General features: G+C 69.8%; 14 protein-coding genes. 7 read left to right on the top strand and 7 right to left on the bottom strand.

Features of this window, described 5'->3' with window-relative positions; translation table 11 throughout:
• Positions 1-35 precede the first annotated feature (35 nt).
• Complete coding sequence (locus ABZW60_RS09950) at positions 36-191, bottom strand: DUF6131 family protein (RefSeq protein ID WP_355475375.1); 156 nt, start codon at positions 189-191, stop codon at positions 36-38.
• Complete coding sequence (locus ABZW60_RS09945) at positions 173-1,633, bottom strand: MFS transporter (protein WP_355475374.1); 1,461 nt, start codon at positions 1,631-1,633, stop codon at positions 173-175. Before ABZW60_RS09945 ends, ABZW60_RS09950 begins: the two co-directional genes overlap by 19 nt.
• Before the next feature lie 181 nt (positions 1,634-1,814).
• On the opposite strand from ABZW60_RS09945, the gene ABZW60_RS09940 reads away from it, so the two are divergent.
• Genes ABZW60_RS09940 through ABZW60_RS09930 form a run of 3 tightly spaced genes read left to right on the top strand, consistent with a single transcriptional unit; the run spans position 1,815 to position 4,067 of the window.
• Positions 1,815-2,168, top strand: coding sequence for a YciI family protein (locus ABZW60_RS09940; RefSeq protein WP_355475867.1), 354 nt, complete (start codon positions 1,815-1,817; stop codon positions 2,166-2,168).
• Positions 2,165-3,391, top strand: a complete 1,227-nt coding sequence (locus ABZW60_RS09935) for a DUF6596 domain-containing protein (RefSeq protein ID WP_355475373.1) — start codon at positions 2,165-2,167, stop codon at positions 3,389-3,391. The genes ABZW60_RS09940 and ABZW60_RS09935 overlap by 4 nt, the downstream gene beginning before the upstream one ends.
• 19 nt (positions 3,392-3,410) lie before the next feature.
• Positions 3,411-4,067 (top strand): hypothetical protein, encoded by a 657-nt coding sequence (locus tag ABZW60_RS09930; RefSeq protein ID WP_355475372.1) that lies wholly within the window; start codon positions 3,411-3,413, stop codon positions 4,065-4,067.
• Here ABZW60_RS09930 and ABZW60_RS09925 read toward each other — a convergent pair.
• The 3 genes from ABZW60_RS09925 to ABZW60_RS09915 are packed head-to-tail and all read right to left on the bottom strand — an operon-like array spanning position 4,064 to position 6,438.
• Positions 4,064-4,615, bottom strand: a complete 552-nt coding sequence (locus ABZW60_RS09925; protein ID WP_355475371.1) for a DUF4240 domain-containing protein — start codon at positions 4,613-4,615, stop codon at positions 4,064-4,066. The two genes, ABZW60_RS09930 and ABZW60_RS09925, sit on opposite strands and share 4 nt — an antisense overlap.
• A gap of 45 nt (positions 4,616-4,660) precedes the next feature.
• Positions 4,661-5,605: an aldo/keto reductase gene (locus ABZW60_RS09920; RefSeq protein WP_355475370.1), complete on the bottom strand. Its 945-nt coding sequence runs from the start codon at positions 5,603-5,605 to the stop codon at positions 4,661-4,663.
• A 29-nt stretch (positions 5,606-5,634) separates the two neighbouring features.
• A complete protein-coding gene (locus tag ABZW60_RS09915) occupies positions 5,635-6,438 on the bottom strand; it encodes an alpha/beta hydrolase (RefSeq protein WP_355475369.1) in 804 nt (267 codons plus the stop codon).
• A 77-nt stretch (positions 6,439-6,515) separates the two neighbouring features.
• Between ABZW60_RS09915 and ABZW60_RS09910 the strand changes: the two genes are divergently transcribed.
• Positions 6,516-7,151: a TetR/AcrR family transcriptional regulator gene (locus tag ABZW60_RS09910; RefSeq protein ID WP_355475368.1), complete on the top strand. Its 636-nt coding sequence runs from the start codon at positions 6,516-6,518 to the stop codon at positions 7,149-7,151.
• Here ABZW60_RS09910 and ABZW60_RS09905 read toward each other — a convergent pair.
• On the bottom strand, positions 7,139-8,233 hold the full coding sequence (locus tag ABZW60_RS09905; RefSeq protein WP_355475367.1) for a lysylphosphatidylglycerol synthase transmembrane domain-containing protein: 1,095 nt from the start codon (positions 8,231-8,233) through the stop codon (positions 7,139-7,141). The two genes, ABZW60_RS09910 and ABZW60_RS09905, sit on opposite strands and share 13 nt — an antisense overlap.
• Before the next feature lie 56 nt (positions 8,234-8,289).
• Positions 8,290-9,366 (bottom strand): LacI family DNA-binding transcriptional regulator, encoded by a 1,077-nt coding sequence (locus ABZW60_RS09900; protein ID WP_355475366.1) that lies wholly within the window; start codon positions 9,364-9,366, stop codon positions 8,290-8,292.
• Between the two features lie 206 nt (positions 9,367-9,572).
• On the opposite strand from ABZW60_RS09900, the gene ABZW60_RS09895 reads away from it, so the two are divergent.
• Genes ABZW60_RS09895 through ABZW60_RS09885 form a run of 3 tightly spaced genes read left to right on the top strand, consistent with a single transcriptional unit; the run spans position 9,573 to position 13,117 of the window.
• Complete coding sequence (locus tag ABZW60_RS09895; RefSeq protein ID WP_355475365.1) at positions 9,573-9,914, top strand: L-rhamnose mutarotase; 342 nt, start codon at positions 9,573-9,575, stop codon at positions 9,912-9,914.
• A gap of 3 nt (positions 9,915-9,917) precedes the next feature.
• Positions 9,918-11,081 (top strand): L-rhamnose isomerase, encoded by a 1,164-nt coding sequence (gene rhaI / locus ABZW60_RS09890; protein WP_355475364.1) that lies wholly within the window; start codon positions 9,918-9,920, stop codon positions 11,079-11,081.
• Entirely contained in the window at positions 11,078-13,117 is a 2,040-nt protein-coding gene (locus tag ABZW60_RS09885; protein ID WP_355475363.1) for a bifunctional aldolase/short-chain dehydrogenase, read from the top strand. Before rhaI ends, ABZW60_RS09885 begins: the two co-directional genes overlap by 4 nt.
• The last annotated feature ends 1 nt before the right edge of the window (position 13,118 follow it).

Here is a 13,118-nt window from a genome sequence, read left to right as displayed (position 1 = left end):
CGGGGTTCCGTTCGATCCGGCCTTGGGGTGCCGGATCAGTACCAGTGCCTTCGTCCGCCGACCGCGCGGCCGGTCGCTCCGAGGATCCAGAACACTGCGCCGATCAGCAGCAGGATGATGCCGAGCGTCCACAGGATCGAGATGTTGAGGACGAACCCGAGAATCAACAGGATCAGTCCGAGGATGAGCATGGAGCCTCCTTCACAGGGGGCCGCCGGGCGGAAGTGGCGACCACGGACGTCCGGTTCCCACTCTTCACGCCGTGAACCTCCAACGCCCGTTTGATCAGTGCGCATCCGGCGAAGCCGATCACGAGGAACACCCACACGGTCGCGAAGGCGATCCGGTAGCCGTGGGTCAGGGCGGTCGGCGTAGTCCCTGACGTACTCGCCGTAGCCACCGCGGAGACGGCCGCGACACCGACCGCGCCGCCGATCTGGAAGCTGGCGTTCTGCAGCCCGGAGGCGACCCCGGCGTCCTCGCCGGCCGCATCGCTGAGCGAGGCGATCGAGCCGGCGACCGTCCCCGCACCCAGCCCGGCGCCGAAGATCGTCAGGCCCCAGAAAGCCAGCTCGAAGTACCCGGACGTCACGGTGAGCCGCGTCATCAGGGTGGTCCCCACTCCGGCAACGACCAGTGACACGAAGGCGACGCGGCGCGGTCCGACACGGGTGACGAGGTGCTGGCCGATCATCGACGCCACGACCGCCGACGCGGCGAGTACGGCGGACATGAGGCCGTAGCGGATCGCTGACGCACCCAGGGCGAGCTGTGCGTACTGCGTGTACACGAAGTTGAGCCCGAACGCCGCCAGTCCCCAGCTGATCGTGATGAGGTTGCCGCCGACCAGTGCACGGGAGTGGAAGATCCGCAGCGGTACGAGCGGTGCGGCCGAGCGCTTCTCGACGACCACGAACAGTACGAACAGCGACGCGGTCAGGACAAGCAGCACGACGGTCCGGGACACGGGCGACTCCGGCGCCTCGATGACGGCGTACACAAGGACGATGAGCGCCGCAGTCACAGTGACCGCGCCGGCCACGTCGAAGCCGCGACGTCCCGGGCCGCGGCTGTCCAGCAGCAGGACCGGCGCCAGTACGAAGACCAGGACGCAGACCGGCACGTTGATGAAGAAGATCCACTGCCAGCCGAGTCCGTCCGTGACAGGTCCGCCGACGAGTGAGCCCGCCGTGCCGCCGACGCCGCTGGTCGCGCCCCAGATACCCAGGGCCTTGTTGCGATCAGGGCCGGACGGGAAGGTGGTCATGACGATCGACAGCGCGCTCGGTGCCAGTACGGCGGCCGCGGCGCCCTGCAGACCCCGGGCCAGGACCAGTGCGTCACCGCTCCACGCGAACCCGCACAGCAGCGAGGAGCCGGCGAAGAGCAGCAGTCCGGTCATGAAGACGCGCCGACGGCCCAGCAGGTCGGAGATCCGGCCCCCGAGCAGCAGCAGACCGCCGAACATCAGGGCGTACCCGCTGGGCACCCACTGCACGCCACCGGTCGAGAAGGTCAGCTCCCGCTCGATCGACGGCACGGCGACCAGCACGATCGACGCGTCCAGGATGATCATGAACCCGGTCAGACAGAGCAAGGCCAGCGCGAACCAGCGCTTCGAATGCGAAACCATCAGCCATCTCCAGTACGGCGGGGACGCCCGGGCTGAGCGTCACTCGCCGGGGACGTCGGTGCCGGCCCGGTGGACTTCGACATTCCGGATCTGTCGAAGTACGGCCTGTCTGCTTCGACGTACCTGTTGACTGGGGGTCACAGCGGCCCTCGCCGGGGACAGGATGGTGACTGTGAAGTACATGCTGCTGATCTACAGCAACGCAGAGAGCTGGGAGAGCCTGTCGGCCGAGCAGCGCGACGGCCTGAGCCGCGCGCACGAGACGCTCACGCGGGAACTGCTGGAGCAGGGGATGCTGGTCAGTTCGGCCGGCCTGGCCGATCCGATCACCACGCGGACCGTGCAGGTGCGTGACGACGCCACGACCACCACGGACGGGCCGTACGCCGAGGCGAAGGAGCATCTGGCCGGCTTCTACCTGGTGGAGTGCGACGACATCGACCAGGCGATCAGCTACGCGGCACGGATGCCGGACGCGGAATACGTCGCGGTGGAGGTGCGGCCGGTCATGGACATGTCTGGACTGGAGATGTGAGTAACTTCGAGCTGCTGCTACGGGAGCAGGCGCCGCAGGTGCTCAGTGCGCTGGTCCGCCACTACGGCCACTTCGACCTGGCCGAGGAGGCGGTCCAGGAGGCTCTGCTCGCGGCCACGCAGCAGTGGCCGACCGAGGGCGTCCCGGACAACCCGCGTGGCTGGCTGATCCGGGTCGGGTCGCGGCGCCTCACCGACCTGCTCCGGAGCGAGTCGGCCCGGCGGCGCCGGGAGGAGAACGCGGCGCAGCTGTCGGCGCCTGAGGAGTTCGTTGCGTCCGGCCCGGAGATCGATGATCCGGGCGGCCGGGACGACACGCTGACGTTGCTGTTCCTCTGCTGTCATCCGGCGTTGTCGCCGGCGTCGCAGATCGCGCTGACGCTGCGGGCGGTCGGCGGTCTCACCACCGCCCAGATCGCGGCCGCGTTCCTAGTGCCGGAGGCAACGATGGCGCAGCGGATCAGCAGAGCGAAGCGGAGCATCAAGCAGGCCGGCAGTACGTTCGAGCTGCCGCCGGAGGCCGAGCGGGACGAGCGGATGGCCGCCGTCCTGCACGTGCTCTACCTGATCTTCAACGAGGGCTACACAGCCTCGTCCGGTACGTCGCTGCACAGTGCGGAGCTGACCACGGAGGCGATCCGGCTGGCGCGTGGCGTGCGCGCGTTGCTGCCTGACGACGGGGAGGTCGCCGGGCTGCTCGCGCTGATGTTGCTGACCGACGCGCGGCGGCCCGCTCGGACCGGCGACGACGGGACGCTGATCCCGCTGGCCGAGCAGGACCGCTCCCAGTGGAACAGGGCCGCCATCGTCGAGGGGGAGGCGATGGTGAGCGACGCGTTGTCCCGCGCCCAGCTCGGTCCGTACCAGGTCCAGGCGGCGATCGCCGCGGTCCATGACACGGCAGAGCGGGCCGAGGACACGGACTGGCGCCAGATCGTCGCGCTGTACGACGTACTGGAGCAGCTGGTCGACAACCCGATGGTGAAGCTCAACCACGCGGTGGCCGTGGGCATGGCGGTCGGTCCGAAGGAGGGCCTCGCCGTACTGGAGCCGCTCGAGTCCGACGACCGCATGAACCACCGGCTGGAAGCGGTCCGCGCACACCTGCTCGAGATGGCCGGTGAGCTCGCCGCTGCGCGGGAGAGCTACCTGCTGGCGGCCCGCAGGACGACGAGCACGCCGGAGCGGAACTACCTGCAGTCGAAGGCGGACCGGCTGACCTGAGGTCGCGTAGGTTGGACGCGTGGACCTCACCAGGGCGTCACTCCTCCGGGAGATGCTGACCGGTACCGAGCTGGGCAGCCGGACCACGGAGTTCGGCTATGCGCTGCGACGCTTCACGACCCGGCGCAGCGGGCTGATGCTGTTCGGCCCGGTCGACGAGGAGCCGTGGCATCTGACGGCCCACCTGGACGACGAGCTGCACCGCGCGGGCATCGAGGACCTGCGGCCGTCACTGGTCCGCTGGGCACCCCCGCCGGACGCACCGCCGCACCTGGCGATCGGTCTGGACCGGCTGCGCGATGCCGGACGCGGTGAGTCCCTGCTGGTCGTCGCCGAGGACGCACCCGCCGATACGTTGCTGGAACGGATCAGTGACGTACGCCGGCGCGGTACGACGATCTTCAGCATCGGGAACGGGGACAACGAGCTGACGTCGCTCAGCCACGAGACGCTCGTCCCTGAACTGCTGATCCCGGACGGCTTCGGCTGGAGGAGTCACGAGCTGTACGACGAGCCGCAGGCCGCGCTCACCGAGGTGGAGCCGCAGACCGCCGAGGGCTTCGAAACCGCCCAGCACCTGGTCAGCCTCGCAGCGGCCGACGAGGAAGCCGGCCGGCCCGGCTGGCGCCGCCGCCTCCGCAACGCGATCGAACGTCTCGGTGGCGAACCCGCCTAGACGTTGAGGTAGAGCGCGGCCAGCCGGGGCAGGTGAGCCTCCAGGTCGTCCTCGTCGTCGAAGTCGATCTCGCTACCCGCCGGGACGTCCGGGGTGTCCGGGGCGTCGGCATCGACCGCCTTCCAGTACGCCGCCTCGTCGCCGGTCACGTTCTTGTACGCGTGACTGCCGACGTGCAGCATCCCTTCCCCGTCGAAGCCTTCGAAGCCCTCCGGCCGGTCCTCGTCCACCACGTCCGCTAGCGAGTCCGGGTCGGCCAGCGCGGCGTCCCACACCTCCCGGCCCTGTGCGACCAGCCAGCCACGGAACGAGTCGAACCCGTCCTCCGAGGCGCCGGAGTTGATCAGATACGCCGCAGCCCACAGGTCCCACCGGTACGACTCGACCTGCAACCGCGCGAGCTCGGTCCCGAACCCGACGATCTCCTCGGCCTCCGCCGCACCCAGCACCTTGGTCAGCGCGTCCGCAACCCCGTCCGGATCAGCCACGGTGTCATCCACCGAGGCACGCGCATCCTCGACCAGACCCCAGAACCCATCCCTGTCCACCCTCAAACCATCTCACCGACCCCGGGTCCAGCGGGAGGGTGAGAACTACCAGACCTCGTCGAGTTGGCGGCGCTGGTCGGTGGTGAGGGTGAGGGCGGTGCCGGTGAGGGCGGTGGTGAGGTAGCCGGGTGTACTGATGCCGACGATCGGGGTGATGGCGGGGGTGCCGCCCGCGAGCCAGGCCAGGACCACGGCGGATCGGGTGGTGTTCAAGGACGCGGCCAGTTCGGTCAGGACTTCCAGGCGGCGCGTTGTGCCGGGGTGGTCGAAGGCCGGGTCGATCGGGCGGTCCGTGCGGTTCTCGAAGGCGCCGGACATCAGCGGGCTGTAGGCGAACAGTTGCTGCTCCGGGTTGTTCTCCGCGTAGTCGAGGACCTCGTCGGTGATCCAGCCGAAGCGGTGGTCGTGGATGTGGTCGCGGACGAACGGCCGTGGCTGCAGGTAGGAGTAGCGCAACTGCAGCGCGCTCGGAGCCATCACGCCCAGCTCGGTCGCCAGACCGCGCATCCGCTCGACCCGCCAGAGCGCGTAGTTCGACAGGCCGAGGCGTCCGATCGTGCCGGCCGCGGCGTGCTTGCCGAAGGCCGCGACGGTCTCCTCCAGCGGGGTGGACCGGTCGTCACGGTGTGCCCAGTACAGGTCGATGTGGTCGACCCCGAGGCGGCGCAGCGAGGCCTCGAGCGCCGCGTCGATCGCCTTGGCGCTCACACCTTCCGAGTGCTCCGGCCAGCTGCCCGGCCAGAGCGGCTCGCAGCCGACCTTGGTCGCCAGCTTGACCCGGTCCCGGACGCCGGGCCGCTGCGCGAACCACCTTCCGAGCAGCTCCTCGCTCTGGCCGCCGTGGCCGCTCGGGTGCTGCCAGAACGCGTAGCAGTTCGCGGTGTCGATCCACTCCCCGCCGGCGTCCACATACTCGTCCAGCAAGCGGAACGACGTCTGCTCGTCGATCCGCGTTCCGTACTCCATCGCTCCCAGCGCAAGATTCGTCATGCGCCAGATCAAAACGGCTGGAGCGCGCTCTAGGTCAAGCCCGCGAACTCCCGCAGCACCGGAGCCAGTGTCGACGCCTCGGTCCCGTGGTTCTCGCCGGGAATCGCCTGCAGCGTGGCCGTCGGCAGGTGCTCGGCCACGGCCCGGGCACCGGCCGAGAGCGCGGGCCAGGTCTGGTCGCCGTACAGCACCAGGACCGGGACCTTCACGTCCGCCCAGCGGTCCTGCGGCAGCGGGTTGCCCGACATCGTGGTCCCCATGATGCGGCCGTCGTACGAGATGGTGTGCGCGATCTCCTCGACCGGCGCCCAGTACGGCGACTGCTTCATGCCGGGGATCGCCTCCGCGGGCATCATCGCGGCCGCCGTCATGAACAGCTCGGCCGCCTTGTCCCGGCGGCCCTCGGCGACGAACGCGTCGAGCTGCTCGACGTAGTCGGACGGCAGCGGCGGCCGGACGTCGTCGACGACGACCGGCGGCTCGAACAGGGCCAGCCCGGCGATCGGCAGCCCGGCGGCCGCGGCGTCCAGCGCCAGCAGGCTGCCCGACGACCAGCCGAACACGATGGCGGGCTGTCCGGCGTCCTCGATCAGGGCCGCGATGTCCTCGATCTCGCGCTGGATCGCGTACGGCGCGGTGTCGCCGCTGCCGCCGCGCCCGCGCCGGTCGTACACGTACGTCCGGAAGCTGTCGCTCAGCAGCTTCCCGACCTCGGCGTTGATCGGGTTCACGGCCCGGTGGGCGGTCGCGCCGTCGACCAGGATCAGCGGTCTGCCCTCGCCGTACGCCTCGAACGCGATCGCGGTGCCGTCGGCCGATGTCACGGTGCTCATGGTGGTTCTCCTCGCTCTGCGGAAACTAGACCGTACAGTACTCGCCGGAGAACTGGACTGTCTAGTATGATTTCGGCATGGAACAGGTGGAGATCGAGGGCCGGACGCCCCGCAAGCGTCGCGCGATCCTGGCCGCGGCGACCGAGGTGTTCCTGCAGCACGGGTATCTCGGCGCGAGCATGGACGAGGTCGCGGCGAAGGCCGGCGTCTCCAAACAGACCGTCTACAAGCAGTTCGAGAACAAGGAGCGCCTGTTCGCCGAGATCGTCCTCGGCACCAGCGACCAGCTCATGGACGGCCTCCTGCAGGCGTACGTCGACACGCTCGAAGGGGCCGCCGACGCCCGCGAAGCGCTGCGTGCGCTGGCCCTTCGCCTGCTCCAGAGCCTGACCGCCGACAGTGTGCTGCAGCTCCGCCGACTCGTGATCGCGGAGGCGGACCGCTTCCCCGAGGTCTGCGGCGCCTGGTTCACCAGCGGTTTCGAGAAGTCCCTCGACGCGCTGGGGCAGGCGCTGAGCCGGCTGAGCGATCGCGGTCTGCTGCGTGAGCTCGACGATCCCACGCTCGTGGCGTACCAGTTCGCCGGACTGGTGATGTACAAGCCGATGAACCGGGCGATGTTCGCGGGCACCCGGCAGCGGCCCAAGCCCGGCGAGCTGGAAGATCTCGCCGATCGTGCGGTCGAGGTCTTCCTGGCGGCCTACGGCGCCTGACCCTCCTCGTCTTCCGCGATCGAAGGCGGCGTCTGGGCTCTCGACGGATCGGTGACGTGCCGATGGATCCGCCAGCCCGTCCAGGCCAGCAGCCCCACCGGGATCGGCAGCCAGAACGAGACGAGCCGATACAGCAGCGTCCCGATGAGCGCGGTGTCCGCGCTGACCCCGATCAGCACCAGCAGCGCGGTGAGGCCGGCGTCGACGAAGCCGAGGCCGCCCGGCGTGATCGGGATCATGGCGAGGGCCTGGGCTACGACATAGGCCATCAGCACCTCGGACGGGCGGGCGTGCGCGTCGAGGGCCACCAGCGCGGCGACGAGCGCGGCGTAGTCGAACATGCGGTTCGCGGCGGCGGCGAAGGCCGCTGCCCACCAGTGGCCGTCGAAGGCGGCGGCAACCCGATCCCGCTGCGTGACCAGCAGAGCGGCGCAGCTGTCGGGGGTCACGCTGCGCTTGACAAGGTGGATGATGCGCCCGGACACACGACCGACCCGCACGAGGAACCGGTGCCATTTGAGCGCGGTGAGCCCGAGGCCGACGATGACGATCGCCATGATCAGCGAGACCAGCAGGCCGCGCTCGAGCTGCCTGGCCGGCGGTGGACCGATCAGCAGGGCGGGGATCGTCAAGACGGGCAACAGCAGCAGCACGCCGGTGGTGATCAGGCCCATCGCGGTCAGGGCTGAGGCGACGACTCCCGCCGGCTCGCCGGTTTGGATCAGGAGCCTGGCCTGGAGGACTCCACCGGCAGCCGGGCCGCCGGGGACGACCTTGCTGGCCGCGTTCCCGGCCAGTTGCGCCGTCGCGATCGTGCCCCAACCAGCAGGGACGGGTGCCGGCTCCTGGCCACCGGTGGGTCTGGCCAGAGCCAGTCTGGCGAGCCACCACAAGGCGGCGAAACTGCAGGCCTCCAGTACTGCGAGGACCGGGAACCACCAGGGTTCTATGTCTGCCAGGCGCGGCCAGGTTCCGAAAACGGACAGCAGACTCGGCGCCACGATGTAGAGCCCGGCACCGGTGATCGCCAGGCCGACAGCGCGGCCGCCCCACCGCCGTACCAATCCCCCAGCGAAGCCCATGTCTCACCCCGCACGACGAACCCTTCGCCTCGCCACCATACCGCGACCTGCTGAGCTCAGAGGGTGCCTCGGGTCGAGGTGCGAACGACGAGCTCCGGCGTGAAGGTGACCCGCTGGTGCTCGTGATCCGGGTTCGACGACTCGTCCAGCAGCAACTCCGCCGCCGTCCGGCCGAGCAACTGCCGCGGCTGACGCACCGACGTCAGCGGTACGGCGGCCGCCTCCGCGAACTCGATGTCGTCGTACCCGACGATCGCGAGGTCCTCCGGCACCCGCAGCCCCAGGCTCACGCACTGTTGCAGCAATCCCAGCGCCAGCAGGTCGTTCGCGCAGAACGCCGCGGTCGGCCGGCGATCGGCGGGGAGGCCCGCGAGTCGTTGCCCTGCGCCCCTTCCCTCGGCGACGGTGAGCGCTCCGGTGGTCAGCTCGATGAGGTTGGACAGGGGCTTTCCGGCCGTCCGGAGAGCCCGCCGGGCGCCCTCGCGGCGGTCGACGACCTGGCCGATCGTGTTCGGGCCGCCGACGTACGCGATCCGCTCGTGACCGAGCTCGAGCAGATGCGAGATCGCGAGCTCACCACCGAGGATGTCGTTCACCGCGACCGAGCAGTGCTCCGCGTCGTCGAGCGTCCGGTCGACCACCACCACCGGCGTACCGCGCGACGGCAGCTTGCGTAGCCGGGACGAGTTCTGGTCGATCGGCGTGATCAGGATGCCCTGGACGCGCTGCTGCTCGAGCAGGTCCAGGTACGCCGCCTCGCGGTCCGCGTCCTCGCTGCTCGTACAGAGGAACACCGACAGCCCGGCCGCCTGCGCCGCCTCCTCGACACCCTTCGCGACGTCGGTGAAGAACGGGTTGCCGGCGTCGAGCATCAGGTACGCGAGGATGCGGCTGGATCCGGCGCGCAACTGGCGGGCCGACTCGTTGCGGACGAAGCCGAGCGAGGCCATCGCCGCCTCGACCTTGGCCCGGGTCAGCGGGCTGACCACCTCGGGGCGGTTCAGCACGTTCGACACGGTCCCCAGCGAGACGCCGGCGGCCGCGGCCACCGCCTTGACGCCGGCTGCGTGCGGCTTCGGGGCGCGGCGGCGCCGGACACGCTCGGGCAGGGCTTCCGCATCGTCCACGGACACGAAACCTCCCTGCGCACTTGAAACGTCTTAGCTGCCGAAGGATACCCGGTTCCGGCCGGATCTCCGTGGCGGCAGTCCGGGATCGGTCGCGAAAGCTGGGCAGACTCTTGACGCCCACCCGTGGCCGCGCTTAGCGTCGTGGGACGCTCTTGAAACCTTTCATCCCCGTCAGCGCAGTCCCGACCGCCCTAGGTACAGGTGCCGCCGTGAATCGTTACTGCTTCTGCCTGCAGGTCCGCCCCGACCGGCTCGACGAGTACGTCGAGCGGCACCGGGACGTCTGGCCGGACATGCAGGCCGCGCTCCGGGACTCCGGCTGGCACAACTACTCGCTGTTCCTGCGCGACGACGGTCTGCTGATCGGGTACGTCGAGTCCGACGACCTGGACGCGGCGCAGAAGGCGATGGCCGCGACCGACGTCAACGCCCGCTGGCAGGCGGAGATGACCGAGTTCTTCACTGGCCAAGGAGACGGCACAGAAGACGGCCGACCGCCGGACGAGTCCTTCCTGCTGCTGCCCGAGATCTTCCATCTGAAAGAGGACTGAACCATGACGACCGAAGCCGCGAAGGCCGCCCTGAGCCGACAGGAGATCGAACTGCCCTCGTGGGCGTTCGGCAACTCGGGCACCCGGTTCAAGGTCTTCACCCAGCCCGGCGTACCGCGGTCGCCGGAGGAGAAGATCGCCGACGCGGCCGTCGTCCACAAGTACACCGGGGTGGCGCCGAGCGTCGCGCTGCACATCCCCTGGGACAAGGTCGACGACTATGCGGCGCTGGCGGCGTACGCCAAGGAGCAGGGCGTCCGGCTCGGGGCGATCAACAGCAACGTCTTCCAGGACGACGACTACAAGCTCGGCAGCGTCACCAACCCGGACCCGGCGGTCCGCCGGAAGGCCACCGACCACCTGCTCGAATGCGTCGACATCATGGACGCGACCGGCTCCCGGGACCTGAAGCTGTGGTTCTCCGACGGCACGAACTATCCCGGCCAGGATGACATCCAGGACCGGCAGGACCGGCTCGCGACCGCGCTCCAGGAGGTGTACGACCGGCTCGGCGACGACCAGCGGATGCTGCTGGAGTACAAGCTGTTCGAGCCGGCCTTCTACACCACCGACGTGCCGGACTGGGGTACGTCGTACGCGCACTGCCTCGAACTGGGGCCGAAGGCAACGGTCTGTATCGACACCGGGCACCACGCGCCGGGGACCAACATCGAGTTCATCGTGGCGTTCCTGCTGCGGACCAGGAAGCTCGGCGCGTTCGACTTCAACAGCCGGTTCTACGCCGACGACGACCTGATGGTCGGGGCCGCGGACCCGTTCCAGCTGTTCCGGATCATGAACGAGATCGTCCGCGGCGACGCGCTCGACCCGGACCGCGGGATCGCGTTCATGCTCGACCAGTGCCACAACATCGAGGAGAAGATCCCCGCGATCATCCGCTCGGTGATGAACGTCCAGGAGGCGACCGCGAAGGCGCTGCTGGTCGACCGGGACGCGCTCCGCGCCGCTCAGGCCTCGGGTGACGTGCTGGGCGCGAACGCCGCGCTGATGGACGCCTACAACACCGACGTCCGGCCGCTGCTCGCGGAGCTGCGCGAGTCGCAGGGCCTGGACGCGGATCCCGTTGCCGCCTACAGGCGCAGCGGCTACTTCGAGCAGATCACCAAGGACCGCGCCGACGGTCAGCAAGCCGGATGGGGAGCATGAGAGTGAGCGACACTGCAGCCGAACTTGTTGCGCGTAGCAACCGACTGGGTGCCGATCCACGCAACACCAACTACGCCGGCGGCAACACGTCGGCGAAGGGTTCCGAGACCGATCCGGTGACGCAGCAGCCGGTCGAGCTGCTCTGGGTGAAGGGGTCGGGCGGCGACCTGGGAACCCTCACCGGCAAGGGGCTCGCCGTGTTGCGGCTCGACCGGCTGAACGCCCTCGTCGACACCTACCCGGGTGTCGACCGGGAGGACGAGATGGTCGCGGCGTTCGACTACTGCCTGCACGGCAAGGGCGGTGCGGCGCCGTCGATCGACACCGCGATGCACGGGCTGGTCGACGCCCCTCATGTCGACCATCTGCACCCGGACTCCGGGATCGCGCTGGCGACCGCGGCGGACGGCGAGAAGCTGACCGCGGAGTGCTTCGGCGACCGCGTGGTGTGGGTGCCGTGGCGGCGGCCCGGGTTCCAGCTCGGGCTGGACATCGCCGCCGTCAAGCGCGACAACCCGCAGGCGATCGGCTGCATCCTCGGCGGCCACGGCATCACCGCCTGGGGCGCCACGTCCGAGGAGTGCGAGGCGAACTCCCTCGACATCATCCGGACGGCGGAACGTTTCCTGGCGGAGCGCGGCGTCGCCGAGCCGTTCGGCGCGGTCGTCGCCGGCTTCGAGGCGCTGCCCGTGGAGGAGCGCCGGGCCCGGGCGGCCGCGCTGGCCCCGGTGATCCGCGGGCTGGCGTCGACCGACAAGCCGCAGGTCGGGCACTACACCGACTCGGACGTCGTCCTGGAGTTCACCGCACGGGAGAAGCTGGCCACACTCGCCGCTCTGGGGACCTCGTGCCCGGATCACTTCCTGCGGACCAAGGTGCGTCCGCTGGTCCTGGATCTGCCGCCGGCCGCGCCGCTCGACGAGGCGGTCGAGCGTCTGCAGGAGCTGCACACCCAGTACCGCGAGGACTATGCCGCCTACTACCACCGGCACGCCGAGGCTGACAGCCCGGCGATGCGCGGTGCGGATCCGGCGATCGTGCTGGTGCCCGGTGTCGGCATGTTCAGCTTCGGGAAGGACAAGCAGACCGCGCGGGTGGCCGGCGAGTTCTACGTGAACGCGATCAACGTGATGCGCGGCGCCGAGGCGGTGTCGACGTACGCGCCGATCGACGAGCGGGAGAAGTTCCGGATCGAGTACTGGGCGCTGGAAGAGGCGAAGCTGCAGCGGATGCCGAAGCCGAAGCCGCTCGCGACCCGGGTCGCCTTCGTCACCGGCGGCGGGTCCGGGATCGGCAAGGCGATCGCCCAGCGGCTCGCCGCGGAAGGCGCCTGCGTCGTGGTCGCGGACCTGGACCTCGCGGCCGCCGAGGCGGTGGCGAAGGAGATCGGGTCGTCCGACATAGCGGTCGCGGTCGGCGCGGACGTGTCGTCGGCGGACGCGGTCGAGGCGGCGTTGCGGGAAGGCGTGCTGGCCTTCGGCGGTGTGGACCTGATCGTCAACAACGCCGGCCTGTCGATCTCGAAGTCGTTGCTGGACACCACCGAACGGGACTGGGACCTGCAGCACGACGTGATGGCGAAGGGCTCGTTCCTGGTGTCGCGCGCCGCCGCGAAGGTGCTGATCGATCAGGGCATGGGCGGCGACATCGTCTACATCTCCAGCAAGAACTCGGTGTTCGCCGGGCCGAACAACGTCGCGTACGGATCGGCCAAGGCCGACCAGGCGCACCAGGTCCGGCTGCTCGCGGCCGAGCTCGGCGAGTACGGCGTCCGGGTCAACGGCGTGAACCCCGACGGCGTCGTCCGCGGCTCCGGGATCTTCGCCGGCGGCTGGGGCGCGAAGCGGGCCGCGGTGTACGGCGTACCGGAGGAGGAGCTCGGTGCGTACTACGCGCAGCGGACCCTGCTGAAGCGGGAAGTGCTGCCGGAGAACGTCGCGGCCGCGGTGTTCGCGCTGACCGGGGGCGACCTGACTCACACGACCGGCCTGCACGTGCCCGTCGACGCCGGCGTGGCTGCCGCCTTCCTGCGTTAGG

Source organism: Kribbella sp. NPDC003557 (assembly GCF_040610805.1).
GTDB lineage: Bacteria > Actinomycetota > Actinomycetes > Propionibacteriales > Kribbellaceae > Kribbella.
The sequence above is the reverse complement of the archived record's forward strand: the minus strand, read 5'-3'. Positions and strand labels throughout refer to the sequence as shown.